This is a genomic window from Aeromonas sp. 3P (assembly GCF_051919745.1).
Classification (GTDB): Bacteria; Pseudomonadota; Gammaproteobacteria; order Enterobacterales; family Aeromonadaceae; genus Aeromonas; species Aeromonas veronii.
Window position 1 is genome coordinate 4,482,902 of the sequence record NZ_JBQBED010000001.1, and the last position, 21,579, is coordinate 4,504,480.

A 21,579-nucleotide genomic window follows, 5' to 3' on the forward strand; every position below is an offset into this window, starting at 1 on the left:
GAGTTCATCATGGTTGTTTCAACTGAAAAACGCGATGCCGTCGAGGCGTTCGCGCAAAAAGTGGAAGTGGTGGAGGGGCGCTCCCTGTGGAAGGATGCCCGTCGCCGTTTCCTGCGCAACAAGGCGGCCCTGACCAGCCTGATCATTCTGACCATCATCGGTCTGGCGGTCATCTTTGGCCCCCATTTGTCCCAATACACCTTTGACGATCCGGACTGGGGCGCCATGCAGTCACCGCCGGATATGGAAGCGGGTCACTACTTCGGAACCGACAGCTTGGGGCGCGATCTGTTCGTGCGCACCCTGCTGGGCGGCCGTATCTCCCTGATGGTCGGCATCATGGGCGCCATGGTGGCGGTCATCATCGGCACCTTGTATGGCGCGGCTTCCGGCTTTATCGGCGGGCGGGTCGACAGCCTGATGATGCGGGTACTGGAAATCCTCAACGCCTTCCCCTTCATGTTCTTTGTCATCATGCTGGTCACCTTCTTTGGCCGCAATCTGGCGCTCATCTTTATCGCCATCGGGGCGGTGAGCTGGCTCGACATGGCGCGGATCGTGCGGGGCCAGACTCTCAGCCTCAAGAGCAAGGAGTTTATCGAGGCAGCCCACGTCTGTGGCGTCTCCAAGTGGAAGATCATCACCCGTCACATCGTACCGAACGTACTCGGTATCGTGGCCGTCTACGCCACCTTGCTGGTGCCGGGGATGATCATGTTTGAATCCTTCCTGAGTTTCCTGGGCCTTGGGGTTCAGGAACCGATGACCAGCTGGGGTGCCCTGCTGGATGAAGGCTCCAAGTCGATGGAAGTGGCCATCTGGCAACTGCTGTTCCCCGCCTGCTTTATGGTGGTGACCCTGTTTTGCTTCAACTTCCTCGGGGATGGTCTGCGTGACGCCCTCGATCCGAAAGATCGTTAATCGAGCATCGGATCGACAGGAAAGCATCACGAAAGATCGATAAGGAGTTTTTATATGAAGTTACTGGATGTGAAAGATCTGCGGGTCGAGTTCAAGACCCCGGACGGCAATGTGGTGGCGGTTAACGACCTCAACTTTTCTCTCTCTGCGGGTGAAACCCTGGGGATCGTCGGCGAGTCCGGCTCCGGCAAATCCCAGACGGCCTTTGCCATCATGGGGCTGCTGGCCAAAAACGGCATTATTACCGGTTCCGCCAAGTTTCAGGGTGAGGAGATCCTCAACCTGCCGGAGTCCAAGCTCAACAAGATCCGCTCCGAGAAGATCGCCATGATCTTCCAGGACCCCATGACCTCGCTCAACCCCTACATGAAGGTGCAGGATCAGCTGATGGAAGTGCTGATGTTGCATAAGGGCGTCAGCAAGGCGGAAGCGTTCGAAGAGTCGGTACGGATGCTCGATGCGGTCAAAATTCCCGAAGCACGCAAGCGGATGGGCATGTATCCCCACGAGTTCTCCGGCGGCATGCGTCAGCGGGTGATGATCGCCATGGCACTGCTCTGCCGGCCGCAACTGCTGATCGCTGACGAACCGACTACCGCACTCGACGTGACCGTACAGGCCCAGATCATGACCCTGATGAACGAGCTCAAGCGCGAGTTCAACACCGCCATCATCATGATCACCCACGACCTTGGCGTGGTCGCCGGTATCTGCAACAAGGTGCTGGTGATGTATGCCGGTCGTACCATGGAGTACGGCAAGGTAGACGATATCTTTTATCGCCCGAGCCACCCCTACACCGAAGGCCTCCTGCGCGCAATTCCCCGCCTCGATACCGAAGGGGAAGTGCTGCCCACCATCCCGGGCAATCCGCCCAACCTGCTGCGTCTGCCGACCGGCTGCCCCTTCCAGGAGCGTTGCCACCGGGTCAGCGAGATTTGCGGCCAGCAGTCACCGATCCTGACCCCGTTCAACGACGGTCGGGAGCGTGCTTGCCACTGGGTTTCGGATGCCATGAACAAGGGGGCCAACTAAATGGGTGCCGACAAAAAATTGCTGTTGGAAGTGTCTGACCTCAAGGTCCACTTCAGTATCAAGAGTGGCAAGGCGTGGCCCTGGGCCAAACCGTCCGACCTCAAGGCGGTCGATGGGGTGACCTTGCGTCTCTATGAGGGGGAAACCCTCGGTGTGGTGGGGGAGTCCGGCTGCGGCAAATCGACCTTTGCCCGCGCCATCATCGGTCTGGTACCGGCCACCGATGGCAAGGTGGTGTGGCTGGGTGACGATCTCACCAAGCTCGATCAGAATGCCCTGCGCGAAAAGCGTAAAGAGATCCAGATGATCTTCCAGGACCCGCTGGCTTCTCTGAACCCGCGCATGACCATCGGCGACATCATCGCCGAGCCGCTCATCACCTTCTACCCCAACCTGCCGCGGGAAGAGGTGAAAGAGAAGGTGCGCGCCATGATGAGCAAGGTGGGGTTGTTGCCCAACCTGGTCAACCGCTATCCGCACGAGTTCTCCGGCGGCCAGTGCCAGCGGATCGGGATTGCCCGGGCGCTGATCCTCGAGCCCAAGATGATCATCTGTGATGAGCCGGTGTCGGCGCTCGACGTCTCTATCCAGGCACAGGTGGTCAACCTGCTCAAATCCCTGCAAAAGGAGATGGGGCTGTCGCTTATCTTCATCGCCCACGACCTGTCGGTGGTCAAGCATATCTCCGATCGGGTGCTGGTGATGTATCTGGGCAACGCCGTCGAGTTGGGGACCCGCAAGGAGATCTTCGCCAACCCGTTGCACCCCTACACCAAGGCGCTGATGTCAGCGGTGCCGATCCCGGACCCTGAGCTGGAGCGCAACAAGGTGATCCAGATCCTGGAGGGGGACTTGCCCTCACCGATGAACCCGCCGTCCGGTTGCGTGTTCCGCACCCGCTGCCCGGTGGCTGGCCCCGAGTGTGCCAAGACCCGCCCCGTGCTGGAGGGGAACTTCGATCACGCGGTCTCCTGCCTCAAGGTCGACCCGCTCTGATGGGGATGTGTTGAACCTGCTTGCGGGGCTCCTTGATGGGGCCCCGATTTATTTTTGACGGCAGTGAAGATGCCTCTTGGCGTTATCATTTACCGCTGCTACTATCCGCGCAACAAGGGGAGTAACTTCTCGCCGGTTTGTCGTCATTACGGTGCACCCATTTCCTGCAGTGCACCCGGCAGCCGGGCAGCCGATGCAAATCTGCTGTAAGTGAGACCTTGCCGAGAGGCAAGGTGTATCTGCTCCAAACGCAAACCCACGCCTCTCGGTCGTGGGTTTTGTCGTTTTTGGGAGAAGTGAAAATGGGTGAATGGTGGATGTGGACCGGTTTCTTCAGCATAGTGCTGGTCCTGTTATGGATAGACATACGCTTTGTCGGTGGCGGCAAGTCACACAAGGTGTCCCTCAAAGAGGCGGGTGTCTGGTCCCTCATCTGGGTCAGCGTGGCGCTGCTCTTCAACCTGGCCATCTGGCTCTGGCTGGATCACAGCGCGGGCCGTGAGATTGCCAACCAGAAGGGACTGGAGTTCCTCACCGGCTACCTCATCGAGAAAGCGCTGGCAGTGGACAACGTATTCGTCTGGCTGATGCTGTTCGGTTACTTTGCCATTCCGGCCGAGCTGCAGCGCCGGGTGCTGCTGTACGGGGTACTGGGTGCCATCGTGATGCGTGCCGGTATGGTGTTCGCGGGCAGCTGGCTCATCGAGCAGTTCCACTGGATCCTCTATCTGTTTGGCGCTTTCCTGCTGCTGACCGGTGCCAAAATGCTGTGGGCGGCCGACAAGGAGCCTGATCTCGCCAACAACCCGTTGCTGGGCTGGATGCGCCGTCGTTTCAAGGTGACCGAGACCCTGGAAGGGGAGAAGTTCTTCGTCTGGCGGGACGGTGTGCGCTATGCCACCCCGCTGCTGCTCATTCTGGTGCTGGTGGAGGTGAGCGACCTCATCTTCGCGGTGGACAGTATCCCGGCCATCTTCGCGGTGACCACGGATCCCTTCATCGTGCTGACCTCCAACATCTTCGCCATCATGGGTCTGCGTGCCATGTACTTCCTGCTGGCGGGTGTGGCTGATCGCTTCGCCTTGCTCAAGTACGGTCTGGCACTGATCCTGATGTTTATCGGGGTCAAGATGCTGCTGCTGGATATCTTCAAGATCCCGACCGGCATAGCACTGGGCGTAGTCGCGTTGATCCTACTGGCATCCATGGGGCTGAGTCTGTTTGTGACTCGTAAAAAGGCCGCTTAAACGCAACATCATTTAATACCAAACAACAAGGGCTCCCGCGGGAGCCCTTTTTCATATCGCGTGATCAGCGTTTGATCTTCTTGGGGTTGGTGTAGCCCCAGATGGTGTACATGTCCGCCAGCAGGGCGCCGTTGTACTCCTCCAGATCCGCCTGTTTCACTTCGGCTTCACCCTGACGGCCAAACAGCACCACCTCGTCGCCGGGTTTCACCCCTTTCAGATCAGTCACATCCACCATGATGGTGTTCATGGAGGTCTTGCCGACCACCGGCACCTTCTGACCCTGGATCAGCACATAGGCTTTGTTGCTGAGGGCGCGGCGATAGCCATCGGAGTAGCCCAGCGGCAGGTTGGCGAGCCAGGAGTCACGCTTGAGGGTAAAGGTGCGGTCATAACCGACGGTGTTGCCCGCGGCATAGTGGTTGATCGAGGCGACCTGGGTCTTGAATGCCATCACCCGCTTGTACTCGGTGTGGGAGGGGATGGAGTCGCCGTAGAGCAGGCCGCCCGGGCGCACCATGTCGAAGTAGGCGTCCGGCACAGCCAGAGTGGCGAAGGAGTTGGCGGCGTGGATGGTGATCTTGCTGCGATCCAGCTTACCCGCTTCCAGCAGCCACTGGGAGTCCAGTTTGAACTGGGCCAGTCCCATCTTGACGTCCTCTTTCTCCTCAACCGGGAAGTGGGTCATGATGCCGACCGGGGTGATCCCCTTTAGCTTGAGCATAGCCAGCGTATCCTGCTTGGCATCGGCCAGACGCAGGTCGATGCCGTTGCGGCTCATGCCGGCGGAGTTGAGCGCGATATGCACCGGAATGGTGGTGTGGTGGCGCTGGGCGATCTCGGCGATACCCTGGGCACTCACCAGACTGCCGATCAGCTCCTCCATCTTGTAGGGCAGGGCCTGCTCTACTTCATCCGGGGTGGCAGCACGCACCCGCATCAGACGGCCGGTAAAGCCCTTCTCGCGGGCGACGCGCGCCTCTTCGTTGCTGGCGATGCCGATGCAGGGGATATTTGCCTTGACCACGGAGGGGACCAGCAGGTCGATGCCATGACCGTAAGCGTCGGCCTTCATGATGGCGCAGATCTGCGGGCCCTTGTCGCCGAGACGATCCTTGAGGGTCTGGATATTGTGCTCAAAGGCGCCCAGATCCACTTCCAACCAGGCGTTGCTGGCGGTTTGCTCCTGGCCGTTGCGATGATCTGTCGCAAGGGGCAGATAGGGAGCCGCAACGGCTTGGCCCGCGAGCAGGCCGAAGATCAGGGTAGCCAGCAGAGTTTTCTTGTGCATGGTGATTCCTTTTTGTTGTTCGCGTTGGATAGTTTGGACGGGGTCGGCCACATTGGTGGTGGTTTAACCACAACTTATTGTTATTATTATGATCTTTGTCACTCTCAACAGGCGCTGACTGGTTGGGAGTCTACCGCAACACGGGTTCGGCCGACACTCGTCAGGGGAATAAAATGGTCAATCTTGAGTTACGTTTGCCACCACCGCTGATCTTCCTGCTCTGTGCAGGGGCCATGTGGTGGCTAAGAGGGGAGAGCCAGCCCGGCATCTGGGCAATGACGCTGATGGCTGTGCTGGTCGTGGCGGGGACCATCATGGGCTTTGGTGCCCTGCAACGATTTCGTCACCACCAGACCACGGTCAGCCCCACCAAACCTCAGCACACCAGTCGTCTGGTGACCTGTGGCGTCTATCGTGTCAGTCGCAATCCCATGTATCTGGGGCTGCTTTGCTGGCTGGCCGCCTGGGGCTGTTATCTGGGTGGAAGTTGGGTCTGGGTTGGGCCAATCGTGCTGGTTGCCTGGCTGACCCGCTTTCAGATCATGCCGGAGGAGCGGCTGCTGCGCGCCCGTTTCGGCGACGAGTATGTGGTATATTGCCAGCGCGTTCGCCGTTGGTGCTGACTGGCTGTGAGCTGCGTGAGCTGAGGGATAAGTCGGGTCAGCTGTGCTGGATAAAGAGAACCCCGGGCGGGCCCGGGGTTCTCGAGGAACTGGTTAGAAAAAATCGCCCTTCTCGTCCTTGGTGGGTTCGAGGCTCCAGCCGGTGGCATCGCTGCTGCTGGCAATCTGCCCCTTCTCCTTCCACAGCTTGATCTTGAGGCGCAGGTTGTTGGCCGAGTCGGCGTTCTTCACCGCCTCTTCTTCCTCAATTACCCCTTCCACCACCAGATCGAACAGGGCACTGTCGAAGGTAACCATGCCGAGGGCCTTGGATTTCTCCATCACCTCTTTGAGGCCGCCAAATTCGCCGCGCTTGATCATGTCGCGGATGGTGTGGGTGCCGAGCATGATCTCCACTGCGGCCCGGCGGCCGCCATCGGTGGTTTTCACCAGCCGTTGGGAGACAAAAGCCTTGAGGTTGTTGCCCAGATCGTTGAGCAGCTGGGGGCGGCGCTCCTCGGGGAAGAAGTTGATGATGCGATCCAGCGCCTGGTTGGCGTTGTTGGCGTGCAGGGTGGAGATGGCAAGGTGGCCGGTTTCGGAGAAGGCCAGCGCATGTTCCATGGTCTCGCGATCGCGAATTTCACCGATAAGGATGACGTCCGGCGCTTGACGCAGGGTGTTTTTCAGGGCGGCGTGGAAGCTGCGGGTATCCACGCCAACCTCCCGCTGGTTGATGATGCTCTTGCGGTGGCGATGAACGAACTCTACCGGATCCTCGATGGTGATGATGTGGCCGCCGCTGTTGCGGTTGCGGTGGTCGATAAGCGCTGCCAGCGAGGTAGATTTACCCGACCCGGTACCGCCGACAAACAGTACCAGACCGCGTTTTTCCATGATGGTGTCGAGCAGCACAGGCGGGAGTTTGAGATCTTCAAAGCGGGGGATTTCGGTCTTGATGTTGCGGGCCACCAGAGAGACTTCGTTGCGCTGCTTGAAGATGTTGACCCGAAAGCGGCCGATCTGGGGCAGGGAGATGGCGAGGTTCATCTCCAGATCCTTGTCAAATTGCAGTTTCTGCTCGCCATCCATGATCTCGGCGGCGATCCGCGCCACTTCACCCGGCTCCAGCGGCGTTTCGTTGAGGGGGCGCAGGCCGCCGTTAAACTTGGCGCAGGGGGGCGCGCCGGTCGACAGATAGAGGTCTGAGCCATCCTGCTTGGCCAGGATCTGTAACATGTCTCGCAATTCCATTTTTTTGCCTCGTCGATCAATGAGATGCCATGAGCGGGATGATATTGAGTGTACAGCCTCAGGCGCCGGTCAGTTTCTCGCGAAAGACAAAAAAGACCGCCCCGAGAATGCAGAGCCCTGCCCAGAGATAGTCCCATTTCAGATCTTCCTTGAGATAGAAGATAGAGAAGGGGACGAATACGGTGAGTGTGATCACTTCTTGCAGGATTTTAAGTTGGCCCACGCTCATCACCGTATGGCCGATGCGGTTGGCGGGCACTTGCAGCAGGTATTCGAACAGGGCGATACCCCAGCTCACCAGGGCGGCAATGATCCAGGGTTTATGGTTCATGCTCTTGAGGTGAGCGTACCAGGCGAAGGTCATAAAGACGTTGCTGCAGAGCAGCAGACCGATACTGGTGAAAATCGGGTTCATAGGGTTCTCCTTGAAAATCCGGCGCATTTTATCCCTGAACCACGGGTTTTCATACGTGGTGCGGGAGGGTATTTTTAACCAACAGGATAAGCCGTGCGAGGTATGCGACGGGATGGGCAAGTTATGCGGGATAGTGTTGTTACTGTTATTTGCCATGCCGGTGCGTGCGGCCCCGACGCTGACGGTGGCCACCGATCTGTGGCCGCCATTTCGCATCCTGCAAGCGGATGGCCGGTTGCAGGGGCTCGACATGGACATCCTGCGCCGGTTGCAACAGGCGAGCGGCATTGAGTTGCAGGTACGGCGGATGCCGTGGGGCAGGGCGCTCAAGCAGATGCAGACCGGACAGGTCGATCTGATGATTGGACTGGCCCACACCCCGGAGCGGGCACAATTTATCGATTATCTGCAACCGGCCTACTACCAGTGCTGGCCCGCCTTCTATGGCAAGCGGGAGCAGGTGGCCCGGTTCGATCAATACAGTCACCTGCTGGGCGTCAAGGTGGGATTCGTGCTCAACTCCGCCTACTTTGAACCGTTCGACAGCGACATCCGGCTCGACAAGCACGGGGTCGCTACCGAGGATCAGCTGCTGCGGATGGTGCAGCGCGGCCACCTGCCGTTGATGATTGGCACCGACTGTCAGGTTGATTACGCCCTGAGCCGCGAGCCGGCCCTTGCCCTGGCCAAAGCCCCTTACCGGCCAGCCCGTCCCATCACCCTGTATCTTGGGATGAGCAAACGCTCACCCTATCAGGATCTCAAGTTGCCGCTGGCGCAGGCGTTGCAAACGCTGGTGGTCAACGGCGAGATCCAGCAAATCGCCAGACCCTATCAGCCTTGACCTCGGGTGGCACGGCGCTGTTATCATTCCCCCTCTCGATTCTCCTCCGCGGCCAGAGTGGCCAGCCGGGGGAGAAACCCTCTTTCGTTGCGGGGAACCTGCTTGTATCTCTCACTTGTTGCGCGTCAGCAGCGCTGGCAGCGGCGTTGGCTGCTTGGCCTCTTGCTGCTGACCCTGCTGCTTTTTCTCTTCTCCCTCGCGTGGGGTGAATTTGTGCTGCTGCCCTGGCAGCCGCTGGGGGAGCTTGAGCAGCGCATTTTGCTGGAGCTGCGTCTGCCGCGTGCCTTGCTGGCCTTGCTGGCAGGGGCGGCACTCGCCTGTGGCGGCGCCGTGTTGCAGGTGATGCTGCACAACCCGGTGGCCGAACCCGGTCTGCTTGGCGTCTCGAGCGGAGCAGGGCTGGCCGCCATGGTGGCGATGGCGGTGGCCAAGGCGCTCGGCGTCTATCTGCCTGGCTGGGGGCTGTCGCTGGCGGCCTTTGGTGGCGCCCTGCTGGTGACCATGCTGCTCATTCGACTGGCGCGCCGCGCCCGGCTCGGCCATGCCAGATTGCTGCTGTTTGGTGTCGCCATCGGCATTCTCACCAATGCCGCCATGACCTGGCTGCTCTATTTTGCCGACGACAGCTCGCTGCGCGAGTTCATGTTCTGGATGATGGGCAGCCTCTCCTATGGCAGCCAGCAGCTTGGCTGGTGGTGGCTGCTGTTGCCGTTCACCCTGCTCTGGCTCTGCCGCCAGGGCAAGGTGCTGCAACAGCTGCTGCTGGGGGAAACCCAGGCTCGCCTGATGGGGATGGATGTGGACAGGATGCGGGTGCGGCTGGTGCTGGCGGTCTGCCTGCTCACCGGGTTGGCGGTGTCGCTTTGCGGCGTCATCGGTTTTGTCGGGCTGGTGGTACCCCATCTGCTGCGGCTCTGTGGCGGCAGCGATCAGCGCTTCCTGCTGCCCGCCTCGGCGCTCGGCGGCGGGGCCCTGCTGCTGGCGGCCGATTTGGTTGCTCGATCCACCCTGAGCGCGGGGGAGTTGCCTATCGGCGTCATCACCGCCTCGGTGGGGGCGCCGCTCTTTATCTACCTGCTATTGAGGCAAACTGCCGATGGTGCTGCATGAATATCTGCATGATTTGGTCGGGGCGCGCAGTCTCCTTATTTACCTGTTGTTGAGGCAAGATGCCGATGTCACCCGCTGATCACATGCCGGTTTCTTCTGGTGCTACTGCGCCGCTGCTGGAGGCGCGCGAGCTCGCCATTGCCGGACGGCTCTCTCCCCTCAATATCCGTTGGCATGGCGGCCAGTTGGTGGCGCTGCTTGGCCCCAATGGCAGTGGCAAGTCGACCCTGCTCGGGGCGCTGGCGGGGATTTTACCCGCCGATGGCACAGTGCTGCTGGGGGGGGAAGTGCTTACTGACCTGAGTTGGCCCGAGCTTGCCAAACGGCGTGCCATGCTGCCCCAGCGTCAGCCCCAGCTGTTTCATATTCCGGTGTTTCAGGTGTTGAGCCTCGGGCTCAATGAGGCGGTTGCGCCCGCCAGACAGAACGAGGCGATAAATGCATTGTGCGAGGCATTGGAGCTGGAAGCTTTGCTGGCTCGTGACTTCAGCCGGTTGTCGGGGGGCGAACAGCAGCGGGTGCTGATTGCCCGCACCTTGCTGCAGATGTGGCCGAGCCTCAATCCGACCGGCAAGGTGCTGCTGCTGGACGAGCCGCTGGCGGGGCTCGACCTGCATCACCAGCTGGCGCTATTGCGGTTGCTGAAAACCCTGGCCGGGCAGGGCTTGCTGGTGGTGCTCGCCATCCACGATATCAATCTGGCCATCGACTGGGCCGACCGAATTCTCTGCCTGCAAGGGGGCGCGGTGGTGCGCGAAGGGGGTGTCGAGCTGGTGGATGAGGCGCTGCTGGCACAGGTATTCCAGATCCGCACCAACCGCATCGAAGCTGCGGGGCGCGTGTGGTTTATGCCCAGTTTGTGAGAAACAAGAAAGGCCCTTGGCGTCAGCCGAGGGCCTTTTTGAAGAAGACCACCCGCTCTGTTTCGCGGAAGCCGAGTAGCTCGTGCATGTTCTGCGAGGGTAAATTGTCGATAGCTGTATCGGAGGCTATTTCGCGGCAACCCTGCTCACGGCCCCACTGCGCTACCCGGACAATCAAGGCGCGGGCCAGCCCGCGCTGGCGCGATGCCGGTTGCACATAAATTCCTTCCAGATAGACCTCCGGGCTGCTTTCGCAGCCGTTCACGTAATCGTGGCGCAGGGCTGCATCGGCAAAGCCTACCGCCTGACTCTGCTCATCCAGCGCCAGAAAGGCGTTGAGATGTGCATTGGCCAACATCTCAACCCCTTCCTGCAGGTGGGCCGAAAGTGCGTGGTGCGGCCACAGCTGCTGGCGCAGGGTTGCCCACTGCGCCAGCAGAGTCTCGTCGAGGGGGACTATCTGCCAGCCGATATTCGTCATCGGGGCTCAGGCTTGCCGCTTGGCAAGGCGTACCAGTGCAGCCTCTGCCAGCATCGCCAGCAGGGTTTCGGTGTCGCTCCATGACAGGCAGGCATCGGTGATGCTCTGGCCAAAGGTGGCGGCGCAGCCGTTCTCCACATCCTGACGCCCTTCCACCAGGAAGCTTTCTGCCATGATGCCGGCGATGCCGGTACGGCCGCGGCGCAGCTGATCGCAGATATCTTGCGCCACCAGCAGCTGACGGCGGTGATCCTTCATGCTGTTGCCATGGCTGAAATCGACCACCAGACGCTCCGGCAGGCCCACATCGGCCAACGCTTCACACGCTTCATCGACACTGGCGGTGTCGTAGTTGGGTCGGTGGCCGCCACGCAGGATCACATGACCAAAGGGGTTACCGGCGGTGCGGTAGATGGTCATCTTGCCGTCCTTGTCCGGCGAATAGAAGATGTGGCTGTGACGGGCGGCGCGCACCGCATCGATGGCGATGCGGGTATTGCCGTCGGTGCCGTTCTTGAAGCCAACCGGGCAGGAGAGGGCCGAAGCCATCTCGCGGTGTACCTGGGATTCGGTGGTGCGTGCGCCGATGGCGCCCCAGGTGATGAGGTCGGCAATATACTGGCCGGTCACCATATCGAGGAATTCGGTGGCGGTTGGCATGCCGATCTCGTTGATGTCGACCAGCAGTTTGCGCGCCAGTTTCAGCCCTTCGTTGACGTCGAAGCTGCCATCGAGGCGAGGATCGTTGATCAGCCCTTTCCAGCCGACGATGGTGCGCGGCTTCTCGAAGTAGGTGCGCATCACGATGCAGAGGCTCTCTTTATACTGCTCGCGCAGGGCGTTGAGGCGTTGGGCATACTCGCGAGCAGCAGCGGGATCATGGATAGAGCAGGGGCCGACAATGACCAGCAGGCGCTGATCGTCTCCGGCCAGAATGGCTTCCACTTCGCGACGGGCATCCAGCAGATTCTGGGCAATGGTATCGGTGATCGGAAACGCGTGGGCAAGCTCGCTCGGAGTGATCAGTGACTCCAGGCGACGGGTGCGCAATTCATCTGTGTGAATGGACATACAACTCAAGTCTCGAGTGGGTGGTGTCAGCCGCAAGGGGCGAAAAAGCAAAGAGATAAAATAAAGCAAAAGTCCCCTGATTGAAACCTTGGGGGGCTCTGATAGGATGTGAGGCCAAAATCGATTCCAAATGAGGTAGTTAGCGTGGCAAAGCCAGGGGCAACCGGGGTCACCCGCATCATCAACGCAACCGGTTACAGCATGAAGGGGCTCAAGTCAGCCTGGATTAACGAGGCGGCGTTTCGGCAGGAGCTGATGCTGATCCTGTTGCTGATGCCGCTGGCCTTCTGGCTGGGGGATTCTCTCAACCAGATCCTGCTGCTTATCGTCATCAGCTGGCTGGTGGTAATTGTCGAGATCCTCAACTCTGCCATTGAAGCTGTGGTAGACAGGGTTGGCTCCGAGCATCATGAGCTCTCCGGTCGTGCCAAGGATTTGGGCTCTGCCGCCGTCTTTATCGCGTTGGCCCTGAACGCCCTGGTATGGGGCGCGTTGGTGGGCCGCAATCTGTTGGGGTGGTGGTAAGCCACTACGCTGCCTTTAGGTTCTGCTTCATAAAAAAGCCCGTCATCACGACGGGCTTTTTGCTGCGCAGATAAGGGCTTATCAGTGGAGGATCCGGGCACGGATGGTGCCGTTGATCTCCTTGAGCTTGGCGAGCGCCTTCTCGCTGTGCTCGGTCTCCACGTCGATCACCACGTAACCGATATGGCTGCTGGTCTGCAGGTATTGACCGGCGATGTTGATCCCCTCTTCGGCGAAGATCTGGTTGATCTGGTTCATCACGCCCGGCTGGTTGCGGTGAATGTGCAGCAGGCGGCTGGAGCCCTTGTGGCCCGGCAGCGACACTTCCGGGAAGTTGACGGCGGAGAGGGTGGAGCCGTTGTCGGAGTATTTGACCAGCTTGTTGGCCACTTCCAGCCCGATGTTCTCCTGCGCCTCATGGGTGGTGCCACCAATGTGCGGGGTCAGGATCACGTTCTCCAGCCCACGCAGCGGGCTTTGGAACTCTTCGTCATTGGACTTGGGCTCGACCGGGAAGACGTCGATGGCGGCGCCGGCAATATGGCCGCTCTTGATGACGTCAGCCAGCGCATCGATATCCACCACGGTACCGCGGGCGGCGTTGATGAAGATGGCGCCCGGTTTCATCATCCGCAGCTGCTCGGCACCGATCATGTTCTTGGTGGAGGCGGTCTCCGGTACGTGCAGGCTGATGACGTCAGACATATTGAGCAGCTCGACTATGCTTGGCACCTGAATGGCGTTGCCCAGCGAGAGCTTGTTCTCGATATCGTAGTAATAAACCTTCATGCCGATGCTTTCGGCGATGATGCCAAGCTGGGTACCGATGTGGCCGTAGCCGATGATGCCGAGCTTCTTGCCGCGCGCTTCCACCGAGCGGTTGGCCAGTTTTTCCCACACGCCGCGATGACACTTGGCGTTTTTCTCGGGGATGCCGCGCAGCAGCAGCAGGATCTCGCCCAGTACCAGCTCGGCGACCGAACGGGTGTTGGAGAAGGGGGCGTTGAAGACCGGAATACCGCGGATCTGGGCCGCTTCCAGCTCGACCTGGTTGGTACCGATGCAGAAGCAGCCGATGGCGACCAGCTTGTTGGCGGCGTCGAGGACTTTCTCGGTGATCTGGGTGCGGGAGCGCAGCCCGATGAAATGGACGTCGCGGATCTGCTCGATCAGCTCCTCTTCGGAGAGCGAGGTCTTGAGATACTCCACACTGGTGTAACCTGCGGCACGAAAGGTCTCTACGGTGTTGGGGTGAACCCCCTCCAGCAGCAGAACCTTGATTTTATCCTTGTCCAACGAAAACTTGGCAGTCATGACGATCCCTCTGTATGTGCAAACGTAAGTGCAGATTTGGTGTGCGAAGAAAACCGTAAAGTAGCAAAAACGTTTGGGAGAGGGAATATTTGTGACGAAAGTCAAATTCTTTGAAGTTATCAACGAATGTTGTAAACATCCGTATGCAACTTGTTGAGGGATAAATAAAAACGGCGCCATCAGGCGCCGTCATTTATTCACAGTGCAATGTTTGGGTCATATCCCATCCCGGGGCTCAATCAACGCCGCTGCTGCGTCAGAGGTGGCAGAGTGGCGCTGGCGGGCGAGGGAGAATGCCGCTGCACTGTGCTGCCGGTATCGGGATTACTGGGTAATCACGCCGTCCGGCGTACCGATCAGGACCACATCGGCGCCGCGCGCGGCGAACAGGCCGTTGGTGACCACGCCAACAATGGCGTTCAGTCGCACTTCCAACGCCTTGGCGTCGGTAATGGCCATGCCTTTCACATCCAGAATGTGGTTGCCGTTGTCGGTGACCACCCCTTCACGCCACACCGGGTTGCCACCCAGTTTGCGGATTTCGCGGGCCACGTATTCGCGGGCCATCGGGATCACTTCCACCGGCAGCGGGAACTGGCCCAGCACGTCGACGGTCTTGGTGTTGTCGATGATGCAGATGAACTTGTCAGCGACGGCGGCAACGATCTTCTCGCGGGTCAGGGCTGCGCCACCGCCCTTGATCATGTCGCGGGTTGCGTTGATCTCGTCGGCGCCATCCACATAGACGGAGAGGGCGTCGATCTCGTTGAGATCATATACGGTGATGCCGAAGCCCTTGAGGCGCTCGGTAGAGGCCACGGAGCTGGATACCGCCCCTTTGATCTCGTCCTTCATGGTCGCCAGCGCGTCGATAAAGTGGTTGACGGTAGAGCCGGTGCCCACCCCGACGATGGTGCCGGGAACCACATACTTGAGCGCAGCCCAACCGGCCGCCTTCTTCATTTCATCTTGAGTCATGATCGTTCCTTAAGAAAAAAGCGGGCGCATTATATCCAACCCGGTACCCCGTCGCGACCTTGTTGCTCACGTTTCGGGGCAAAAAGAGGGACTTTGTAAATCGTTTGCCTGTTTATTCTGCGTTTGCGCGCACAAAGCAGGGGCTGCCTGCCAAAAACAGCCTATTCAAAGCGCCAGCAGTGGCTCGGGGTGATGATCTGGGGCAGCGGCACATCCCACTCCTCTTGCGGGACGGAATCTACCTGCTGGCAGTCGTGGGCAATGCCGAGTGGCTTGGGGCCCAGCTTGTGCTCATGCCAGATGGCGAGAGTGCGATCGTAGTAGCCGCCCCCCATGCCAAGGCGATTGCCCTGGGCATCGAAGGCGACCAGCGGGGTGCAGATAAGATCGAGCGTGCTGTGGGGCACCACTTGCAGAATATCCAGCTCCGGCTCTTCGATGCCGTAACGGTTGCGTACCATGGGGCTGGTGGCGGTATAGCGCAAAAAGAGCAGGTGACCCGGGGTAAAGGGGTGGAGCACCGGCAGGTAGACCTCTTTGTGCTGGGCCCACAGCCAATGGATGGTGGGCAAGGGGTTGATCTCCCCATCATTGGCCAGATAGAGGGCAATGCGTTTGGCGGCGAGGATCTCGGGGTGTTGCTTGAACTGGGCCAGCAGTTGTTGGGCCGCCGCCTGCTGCTCGGCCGGACTCAGATTTTTGCGGCGTTGACGAACCAGTTGGCGCAGGGATTGACGTTCGGGTTGGGACTCATGCATGGGGAACCTCTGGTATAGCTGCGCATCGATGGCTTGAACGCGCTCTACCTTAGCACATTCACTCTTGACGTTAAGGGGGACAGGGGAACTCCCGCCCCGGACGGCGGATGCCCGGGACGGTAGGATAAATGCTGGCTGGTCCGATAGTGAGTCAACAAGGGCCAGGGGGGGCCCCTGTTGATGGCATGTCGGCACGCCAGCGTCTGGTCAGTTACTTCTCAGCCTTGCCGCGCATCTGGTGCTTCACAAACACTGCAATGAGTGCCGCTACCGCGAGAGCCATCGGGTAGAAGCTCATGCTCACCACGGCTAGCGGCGACAGGGCGAAGATGGATCCCAGCAGCAGCGCCTGTGCGCCCCAGGGGATCAGACCCTGTACCACGCAGGAGAAGATATCGAGCATGGAGGCGGCGCGTCGCGGGGTGACACCGTGGTGTTCGGCCAGATCCCGGGCTACCTTGCTGGCGACGATAATAGCCACCGTGTTGTTGGCGGTGCAGAGGTTGGTGAGGCTCACCACCCCGGCGATGCCGAGCTCGGCGGCTTTCTCGTTCTGTTCACCATTGTGCTCGCGAGTGAAACGGGCAATCAGGGCGCTGATGCGCTCACTGATCCAGGCCAGACCACCCTGACGATCCATCAGGGCGCCGAGACCGCCGATCAGCATGGAGAGCAGGAAGATCTCCTGCATGCCGGTAAAGCCCTGATAGATATCCTTGCTGAACTGACCGATGGCGTAGCCGTTGATCATGCCCACCACTCCGGCGGCCAGAATGCCGATCCCCAGCACCACAAACACATTCACCCCGGCGAGCGCCAGCCCCAGGATCAGCAGATAAGGCATCACCTTGAACAGCTCGATGGCGCTGCCGCTGGCAGGGGATTCACCCACTGAGCCCAGGGTCAGATAGAGCAGGATCACCGCGATGGCGGCAGGGGCCGCAATCTTGAAGTTCTCGCGGAACTTGTCCTTCATCTCGCACCCCTGACTGCGGGTTGCTGCTATGGTGGTGTCGGAGATGATGGAGAGGTTATCGCCAAACATGGCGCCGGAGAGAATGGTGCCTGCCATCAGCACAGAATCAATACCGGCTGCCTGCGCTACGCCAAGGGCCACCGGCGCCACGGCACCTATGGTGCCCATGGAGGTGCCCATAGCGGTAGCAATAAAGGCAGAGATGAGGAACAGCCCGGGCAACAGCGCCCAGCCAGGGATGAGCGACAGGCCCAGCGCCACGGTGGCATCAACCCCGCCGGTGGCCTTGGCCACGCTGGCAAAGGCGCCCGCCAGCAGATAGATAAGGCACATCGCCATGATATTGCTGTGGCCGACCCCCTTGAAGAAGGTCTCCAGATTGCTGTTGAAGCTCTCTTTGCCAAGCAGCAGGGCGAGCATCACCGCAGGCAAGGCTGCAACCGGAGCGGGCAGCTGATAGAAGGCGAACTCGACCCCCTGCAGGGTCAGCCAGGTACCGGTACCGATAAAGAGTGCGAGAAAAACCAGAAGTGGCAGCAAGGCCCTGGCACTGGGTTGAGTCTGGATCATGTGTTCCTCTGAAATTGAACAATGACCTCCTGTCATAAACTGCTTTGTACCTGTATCGGATAGGGATAGGGGGAAAACAGGGCGGGCATCCTGCCGCATTGGGGTGCCCACAGTAGTGAGTCAACCTCGCTTGGTCAAGATAGACGTCCAGATGGATAAGTGTTTTTGTTTGATGATTCTGGTGTTGTTGAGATATCCAAAGAATATTCGGAAAAAGAAGTTAGCGCTGTTTATTGTTCATTACTGTTCTGACACAGTCCGCGGGTATCTGGGGGTATCGCGTGCCTTTAATAAGGAAAGAGGGAAACGATAAGATCTCTGCATGCCATCTTGGGGATTTCTCCCGCTGCCAAACGTCAGCCGCACCTCTCTCTATCTCTACGTGAGCATGGTGCGGATATTTCCAGAACGCGTGGACACAAGACCTGGGCTGTGTGGTTACTGTGTCAGTTTCTCTACCGCCTGAACGGCTGTCGCGAGAGCATCCTGTTCCAGCGTCAGCGGAATGTGGCCAATTCCGGGCAGCAGGGTGACAGGCCAGGAGATGCCGAGACGTCTTAACTCAGGTTCAAGTTGATCTGTTTGGAAGGCTTCGTCATTTGCACCCGCGACCACGGCGCAGGGGCATTGCACATTGCGCAAATTCTGCTGATAGTCGCGCTCCGGCTGAAAGTTAGAGGCAAGGTTGAAGGAGTAAGAGGGGGTCAGCAGGGATTTCGCCTCATCATTAAGGGCAAAGTTCAGCACGGTCAGATGGTTGAGTGCGGAAATATGGAAACCGTTGAGGATGCTCAGGGCGATGAGGCGAGGCAAGCCGACACGCACCCAGCCACCGCTGTTGGGCCGGTAGTTGGCGGCGGTGGGGCCGAGATAGGGGGAGAGCAGCAGATAGCTCTCGAACAGAGTTTGTCGCGCACTGCCAGCAACACGCAGGACAAAGCCACCCCCTGACGAGAAGCCGACGAGTGTTGCAGGCTTGTCGGGGGCTACCGACTTGATGAAATCTTCCAGATCATCCTCAAGCTGGCCGATGTAGGCAATGGTGCCTTTGTTGCCCGATGCGCCATGGCCGCGAATATCGAGGGCGTAGGCGTCGTATCCCGCTTGCGAAAAGGCGCTCGCCATCTTGTGCATGCTCTGGCTGCTGGCAGAAGAGCCATGAACCAGTACCACGCTGCCCTTGACCTTGTTGTTCTCTGCGTGCTCCTTTGCGCCATAGTGCCGATAGGCCAACTGTGTGCCGTCACGCGCCGGGTATCTTGAGAGAGGTGGCATGTTGCTCCAGCCACTCCCCTTGAAAGGGTCGTTCATGCTGGCCATCGCCGGTGCCGGGTTCGGCCCGCCAAACAGCAGAGCCGCGGCCAGCATGACCAGGGTCAGTGATATCAACCCCACAGCAAACAGCAATCCTGCGCTCATCCTTGCACCTCGTTTGATATCGACACGGGCGTTGCCCTGATTTTGCTTATGCTGGCATTTCACTCGTTCGAACCTATCAGATGGCACCCGGTCTGCCAAATGATGGAGTGAGACGATGAAAAACGGCCTGTGACCAAAAGGAAGTTCATGGCCAGCCAGCGGGCGCTGCCGTTGGCGAGTGCAGCAAGGCGTGGTGGCATCATGGCTTTTCAAACCCGGCGCGGGCTGGTAAAACGGTCTCTTTCCATAATTAAAAGAGATGAGAGGGTGGAGATGGACAATCCGATCCGTGTGGCCGTGATGGGCTGTAATGGTCGTATGGGCAAGGTGCTGCTGGAGGCCATCACCAACACCGATGGCGTAGTGGTCGGTGCCGCGCTGGAGCGGCCGGGTTCGGCGGTGATCGGCCTTGATGCCGGTGAGCTCAATGGGCTGGGCCATCTGGGCGTGGCCATCAGCGATAGTCTGGACAAGGTGCGCGATGAGTTTGATCTCATCATCGACTTCACCCGCCCCGAGGTGACCCTTGCCAATCTGGCCTTTGCACTGGCCCACCACAAGCAGATGGTGATCGGCACCACCGGTTTTGACGATGCAGGCAAGGCTGCTCTGAAAGAGGCGGGCAAGCAGATCGGTATCGTGTTCGCCTCCAACTACTCGGTCGGGGTCAACCTGGTGTTCAAGTTACTGGAACAGGCCGCCAAGGTGATGGGGGATTACACCGACATCGAGATCATCGAGGGCCACCATCGCCACAAGGTGGATGCGCCATCCGGTACTGCGCTCTCCATGGGGGAAGTGGTCGCCAAAACGCTGGGCCGGGATCTCAAGGAGTGCGCCGTCTATGGTCGCGAGGGGATCACCGGCGAGCGGGATCGCAACACTATCGGCTTTGCCACCATTCGCGCCGGCGATCTGGTGGGGGAGCATACCGTCATGTTTGCCGATATCGGCGAGCGGGTGGAGATCAGCCACAAGGCCTCCAGCCGCCTGACCTTCGCCAACGGTGCTGTGCGGGCGGGCAAGTGGCTTGGTCAGCAGGGGGCCGGTCTTTATGACATGCAGGATGTGCTCAATCTCAAGTGATGCCTCTGAGCGGCACTTTCGTATTACTGCTACCCCAGTGAAAAACCCCGGCTTGCCGGGGTTTTTGCTGTCAGTCAGCCAGAGTTTGTGTAAAAAGACACGCTATCGGCAATTTTTATCTGAACGCCTTATAAATCACACTATTGCGTTATCCGCCAGATTTTCCCTTCCTGAATGTCATCACCAGGTAACAGATTTGAGCATCTTTATGGCGGATAAAGCCATTTTTTTACACGGACTGGAAAAGACTAAAAATTCAAACACAGAAAAACGTTTTCCATTTTTCACGTTCACTCTTGTCATCATAAAAACGTTTAATTTGTCATTAATGTTTTTTGTGTAAAAATAAATGCTATTGTTTTTATTGGTTTTTTTGTTTGTTTTTGTCGTTATCGCTGGCTTGGTAGCATCTTTTGGTGGTGGTTTTTCCTTTTCTTTCATAGGAGGGGGTTGCAAAGCGGTTTAGTGCATAGATAATGGGTAATGTTGCTTTTTTATTGAATTTAGATGCATTTCATCTGAGAAAAGACGTTGAAATGCCACTTTTTTTAAGTAGAATGCGCCCAATTTGCCAGAAATCTGCCGGGTTCGAGTCCTGTCCAAGACCGGAACCGAGCCCGCAACACCCAGGTAAATTGCTGAATTTAAAGCTAAATAACTGGAGGTTGTCTTGAATCACACTGCATTGCTAGTGCTGGAAGATGGAACTGTGTTCAAAGGCGTGTCGATAGGCGCCGAGGGATGTTCCGTTGGTGAAGTGGTTTTCAATACGTCGATGACGGGCTATCAGGAAATCCTCACCGATCCCTCTTATTCCCGTCAGATAGTCACCCTCACTTACCCCCATATAGGCAACACCGGCACCAACAGCGAAGATGAAGAGTCCAGTCAGATCCATGCTCAGGGATTGATCATTCGGGACCTTCCGATACTTGCCTCCAATTTCCGCAATCAGCAATCCCTCTCCGAATACCTCAAGTCTCACAACATCGTTGGCATCGCCGACATCGACACCCGCAAACTGACCCGCATCCTGCGCGAGAAAGGCGCTCAGGCTGGCTGCATTCTGGCCGGGAAACAGGTCGATGAAGCATATGCTCTCGAACAGGCCCGCGCCTTCCCCGGTCTGAAGGGGATGGACTTGGCCAAAGAGGTGACAGTTGGTGAAGCGTACAACTGGACCGAAGGGTGCTGGCAGCTTGGCAAGGGGCACGTCACCCCGGATGCCGACCAGCTGAAGTACCACGTAGTGGCCTATGACTTTGGCGTCAAGCGCAACATCCTGCGGATGCTGGTTGACCGTGGCTGCCGCCTGACCGTGGTACCGGCCAAGACTCCGGCCGCCGAGGTACTGGCGATGAACCCGGATGGCATCTTCCTCTCCAACGGCCCCGGCGATCCCGAGCCGTGCGACTACGCCATCGAGGCCATCAAGGCTTTCCTTAATACCAACACGCCGGTGTTCGGCATCTGTCTGGGACACCAGCTGCTGGGTCTGGCCTCCGGCGCCAAGACCGTCAAGATGAAGTTTGGCCACCACGGCGCCAACCATCCGGTTAAGAGCCTCGATGACAACACCGTCATGATCACCGCCCAGAACCACGGTTTTGCGGTAGATGAGAACAGCCTGCCGGATTGCCTGCGCGCCACCCACGTCTCCCTGTTCGATGGTTCCCTGCAAGGTATCCATCGCACCGACCGTCCGGCCTTCAGCTTCCAGGGGCACCCCGAAGCGAGCCCGGGCCCGCACGATTGTGCCGGTCTTTTTGACCACTTTATTGAATTGATTAAGCAGTATCGCGCCTAAGAAATAGAGGAAAGAG

The 21,579-nt window shown here is 58.8% G+C and carries 22 protein-coding genes; 11 read left to right on the forward strand and 11 right to left on the reverse strand.

Features of this window, described 5'->3' with window-relative positions:
- The first annotated feature begins 9 nt into the window (after positions 1–9).
- The 4 genes from oppC to ACTG19_RS20925 all read left to right on the forward strand — a co-directional run bounded on the left by oppC (position 10) and on the right by ACTG19_RS20925 (position 4,199).
- Positions 10–921: an oligopeptide ABC transporter permease OppC gene (gene oppC / locus ACTG19_RS20910; RefSeq protein ID WP_005337670.1), complete on the forward strand. Its 912-nt coding sequence runs from the start codon at positions 10–12 to the stop codon at positions 919–921.
- A 54-nt stretch (positions 922–975) separates the two neighbouring features.
- Complete coding sequence (locus ACTG19_RS20915; RefSeq protein WP_005337668.1) at positions 976–1,956, forward strand: ABC transporter ATP-binding protein; 981 nt, start codon at positions 976–978, stop codon at positions 1,954–1,956.
- Entirely contained in the window at positions 1,957–2,952 is a 996-nt protein-coding gene (oppF, locus tag ACTG19_RS20920; RefSeq protein WP_005337666.1) for a murein tripeptide/oligopeptide ABC transporter ATP binding protein OppF, read from the forward strand.
- Between the two features lie 302 nt (positions 2,953–3,254).
- Positions 3,255–4,199: a TerC family protein gene (locus ACTG19_RS20925; protein WP_005337664.1), complete on the forward strand. Its 945-nt coding sequence runs from the start codon at positions 3,255–3,257 to the stop codon at positions 4,197–4,199.
- 64 nt (positions 4,200–4,263) lie between these two features.
- Here the strand turns inward: ACTG19_RS20925 and alr are convergent, their stop codons facing one another.
- Positions 4,264–5,490, reverse strand: coding sequence for an alanine racemase (gene alr, locus ACTG19_RS20930; protein WP_429205839.1), 1,227 nt, complete (start codon positions 5,488–5,490; stop codon positions 4,264–4,266).
- A gap of 173 nt (positions 5,491–5,663) precedes the next feature.
- Between alr and ACTG19_RS20935 the strand changes: the two genes are divergently transcribed.
- A complete protein-coding gene (locus tag ACTG19_RS20935; RefSeq protein WP_439989531.1) occupies positions 5,664–6,113 on the forward strand; it encodes a methyltransferase family protein in 450 nt (149 codons plus the stop codon).
- A 93-nt stretch (positions 6,114–6,206) separates the two neighbouring features.
- Here ACTG19_RS20935 and tapW read toward each other — a convergent pair whose 3' ends face one another.
- Entirely contained in the window at positions 6,207–7,346 is a 1,140-nt protein-coding gene (gene tapW / locus ACTG19_RS20940; protein WP_139473595.1) for a type IVa pilus ATPase TapW, read from the reverse strand.
- A 58-nt stretch (positions 7,347–7,404) separates the two neighbouring features.
- A complete protein-coding gene (locus ACTG19_RS20945; RefSeq protein ID WP_005337656.1) occupies positions 7,405–7,761 on the reverse strand; it encodes a DMT family protein in 357 nt (118 codons plus the stop codon).
- A 112-nt stretch (positions 7,762–7,873) separates the two neighbouring features.
- On the opposite strand from ACTG19_RS20945, the gene ACTG19_RS20950 reads away from it, so the two are divergent.
- The 3 genes from ACTG19_RS20950 (at position 7,874) to ACTG19_RS20960 (ending at position 10,578) form a co-directional block, all read left to right on the forward strand.
- Positions 7,874–8,605, forward strand: coding sequence for a substrate-binding periplasmic protein (locus ACTG19_RS20950; RefSeq protein ID WP_439989532.1), 732 nt, complete (start codon positions 7,874–7,876; stop codon positions 8,603–8,605).
- 102 nt (positions 8,606–8,707) lie between these two features.
- Positions 8,708–9,715, forward strand: coding sequence for a vitamin B12 ABC transporter permease BtuC (btuC, locus tag ACTG19_RS20955; RefSeq protein WP_439989533.1), 1,008 nt, complete (start codon positions 8,708–8,710; stop codon positions 9,713–9,715).
- 65 nt (positions 9,716–9,780) lie between these two features.
- Positions 9,781–10,578 carry an ATP-binding cassette domain-containing protein gene (locus ACTG19_RS20960; RefSeq protein WP_439989612.1) on the forward strand — a complete coding sequence of 266 codons (798 nt, stop codon included), beginning with the start codon at positions 9,781–9,783 and terminating at the stop codon, positions 10,576–10,578.
- Between the two features lie 22 nt (positions 10,579–10,600).
- Here the strand turns inward: ACTG19_RS20960 and aac(6') are convergent, their stop codons facing one another.
- Complete coding sequence (gene aac(6'), locus ACTG19_RS20965; protein ID WP_113739211.1) at positions 10,601–11,059, reverse strand: aminoglycoside 6'-N-acetyltransferase; 459 nt, start codon at positions 11,057–11,059, stop codon at positions 10,601–10,603.
- Positions 11,060–11,065: 6 nt separating this feature from the next.
- Entirely contained in the window at positions 11,066–12,130 is a 1,065-nt protein-coding gene (locus tag ACTG19_RS20970) for a 3-deoxy-7-phosphoheptulonate synthase (RefSeq protein ID WP_005353109.1), read from the reverse strand.
- Between the two features lie 144 nt (positions 12,131–12,274).
- Between ACTG19_RS20970 and ACTG19_RS20975 the strand changes: the two genes are divergently transcribed.
- A complete protein-coding gene (locus tag ACTG19_RS20975; protein ID WP_005337641.1) occupies positions 12,275–12,655 on the forward strand; it encodes a diacylglycerol kinase in 381 nt (126 codons plus the stop codon).
- Between the two features lie 81 nt (positions 12,656–12,736).
- Here the strand turns inward: ACTG19_RS20975 and serA are convergent, their stop codons facing one another.
- The 5 genes from serA to ACTG19_RS21000 form a co-directional block, all read right to left on the reverse strand.
- Positions 12,737–13,969 (reverse strand): phosphoglycerate dehydrogenase, encoded by a 1,233-nt coding sequence (serA, locus tag ACTG19_RS20980; RefSeq protein ID WP_162628365.1) that lies wholly within the window; start codon positions 13,967–13,969, stop codon positions 12,737–12,739.
- 324 nt (positions 13,970–14,293) lie between these two features.
- A complete protein-coding gene (gene rpiA / locus ACTG19_RS20985; protein WP_005353106.1) occupies positions 14,294–14,947 on the reverse strand; it encodes a ribose-5-phosphate isomerase RpiA in 654 nt (217 codons plus the stop codon).
- Between the two features lie 161 nt (positions 14,948–15,108).
- Positions 15,109–15,705 carry a 5-formyltetrahydrofolate cyclo-ligase gene (locus ACTG19_RS20990; RefSeq protein WP_069526714.1) on the reverse strand — a complete coding sequence of 199 codons (597 nt, stop codon included), beginning with the start codon at positions 15,703–15,705 and terminating at the stop codon, positions 15,109–15,111.
- Positions 15,706–15,916: 211 nt separating this feature from the next.
- A complete protein-coding gene (locus ACTG19_RS20995; RefSeq protein ID WP_139442559.1) occupies positions 15,917–17,251 on the reverse strand; it encodes a Na+/H+ antiporter NhaC family protein in 1,335 nt (444 codons plus the stop codon).
- Positions 17,252–17,689: 438 nt separating this feature from the next.
- Positions 17,690–18,670 (reverse strand): alpha/beta hydrolase, encoded by a 981-nt coding sequence (locus tag ACTG19_RS21000; RefSeq protein ID WP_236380889.1) that lies wholly within the window; start codon positions 18,668–18,670, stop codon positions 17,690–17,692.
- A gap of 273 nt (positions 18,671–18,943) precedes the next feature.
- On the opposite strand from ACTG19_RS21000, the gene dapB reads away from it, so the two are divergent.
- Positions 18,944–19,756: a 4-hydroxy-tetrahydrodipicolinate reductase gene (dapB, locus tag ACTG19_RS21005; RefSeq protein ID WP_005347132.1), complete on the forward strand. Its 813-nt coding sequence runs from the start codon at positions 18,944–18,946 to the stop codon at positions 19,754–19,756.
- 180 nt (positions 19,757–19,936) lie between these two features.
- Here dapB and ACTG19_RS21010 read toward each other — a convergent pair whose 3' ends face one another.
- On the reverse strand, positions 19,937–20,197 hold the full coding sequence (locus ACTG19_RS21010) for a hypothetical protein (protein WP_439989534.1): 261 nt from the start codon (positions 20,195–20,197) through the stop codon (positions 19,937–19,939).
- Between the two features lie 229 nt (positions 20,198–20,426).
- On the opposite strand from ACTG19_RS21010, the gene carA reads away from it, so the two are divergent.
- Entirely contained in the window at positions 20,427–21,563 is a 1,137-nt protein-coding gene (gene carA / locus ACTG19_RS21015) for a glutamine-hydrolyzing carbamoyl-phosphate synthase small subunit (protein WP_236380891.1), read from the forward strand.
- Positions 21,564–21,579: the final 16 nt, after the last annotated feature.

Excerpts from the sequence above, each read along its gene's own strand:
- oppC (WP_005337670.1), top strand. The coding sequence starts at position 10 with ATGGTTGTTTCAACTGAAAAACGCGATGCCGTCGAGGCGTTCGCGCAA.
- ACTG19_RS20915 (WP_005337668.1), top strand. The coding sequence starts at position 976 with ATGAAGTTACTGGATGTGAAAGATCTGCGGGTCGAGTTCAAGACCCCG.
- oppF (WP_005337666.1), top strand. The coding sequence starts at position 1,957 with ATGGGTGCCGACAAAAAATTGCTGTTGGAAGTGTCTGACCTCAAGGTC.
- ACTG19_RS20925 (WP_005337664.1), top strand. The coding sequence starts at position 3,255 with ATGGGTGAATGGTGGATGTGGACCGGTTTCTTCAGCATAGTGCTGGTC.
- alr (WP_429205839.1), bottom strand. The coding sequence starts at position 5,490 with ATGCACAAGAAAACTCTGCTGGCTACCCTGATCTTCGGCCTGCTCGCG.
- ACTG19_RS20935 (WP_439989531.1), top strand. The coding sequence starts at position 5,664 with ATGGTCAATCTTGAGTTACGTTTGCCACCACCGCTGATCTTCCTGCTC.
- tapW (WP_139473595.1), bottom strand. The coding sequence starts at position 7,346 with ATGGAATTGCGAGACATGTTACAGATCCTGGCCAAGCAGGATGGCTCA.
- ACTG19_RS20945 (WP_005337656.1), bottom strand. The coding sequence starts at position 7,761 with ATGAACCCGATTTTCACCAGTATCGGTCTGCTGCTCTGCAGCAACGTC.
- ACTG19_RS20950 (WP_439989532.1), top strand. The coding sequence starts at position 7,874 with ATGGGCAAGTTATGCGGGATAGTGTTGTTACTGTTATTTGCCATGCCG.
- ACTG19_RS20960 (WP_439989612.1), top strand. The coding sequence starts at position 9,781 with ATGTCACCCGCTGATCACATGCCGGTTTCTTCTGGTGCTACTGCGCCG.
- ACTG19_RS20970 (WP_005353109.1), bottom strand. The coding sequence starts at position 12,130 with ATGTCCATTCACACAGATGAATTGCGCACCCGTCGCCTGGAGTCACTG.
- serA (WP_162628365.1), bottom strand. The coding sequence starts at position 13,969 with ATGACTGCCAAGTTTTCGTTGGACAAGGATAAAATCAAGGTTCTGCTG.
- rpiA (WP_005353106.1), bottom strand. The coding sequence starts at position 14,947 with ATGACTCAAGATGAAATGAAGAAGGCGGCCGGTTGGGCTGCGCTCAAG.
- ACTG19_RS20990 (WP_069526714.1), bottom strand. The coding sequence starts at position 15,705 with ATGCATGAGTCCCAACCCGAACGTCAATCCCTGCGCCAACTGGTTCGT.
- ACTG19_RS20995 (WP_139442559.1), bottom strand. The coding sequence starts at position 17,251 with ATGATCCAGACTCAACCCAGTGCCAGGGCCTTGCTGCCACTTCTGGTT.
- ACTG19_RS21000 (WP_236380889.1), bottom strand. The coding sequence starts at position 18,670 with ATGAGCGCAGGATTGCTGTTTGCTGTGGGGTTGATATCACTGACCCTG.
- dapB (WP_005347132.1), top strand. The coding sequence starts at position 18,944 with ATGGACAATCCGATCCGTGTGGCCGTGATGGGCTGTAATGGTCGTATG.
- ACTG19_RS21010 (WP_439989534.1), bottom strand. The coding sequence starts at position 20,197 with ATGAAAGAAAAGGAAAAACCACCACCAAAAGATGCTACCAAGCCAGCG.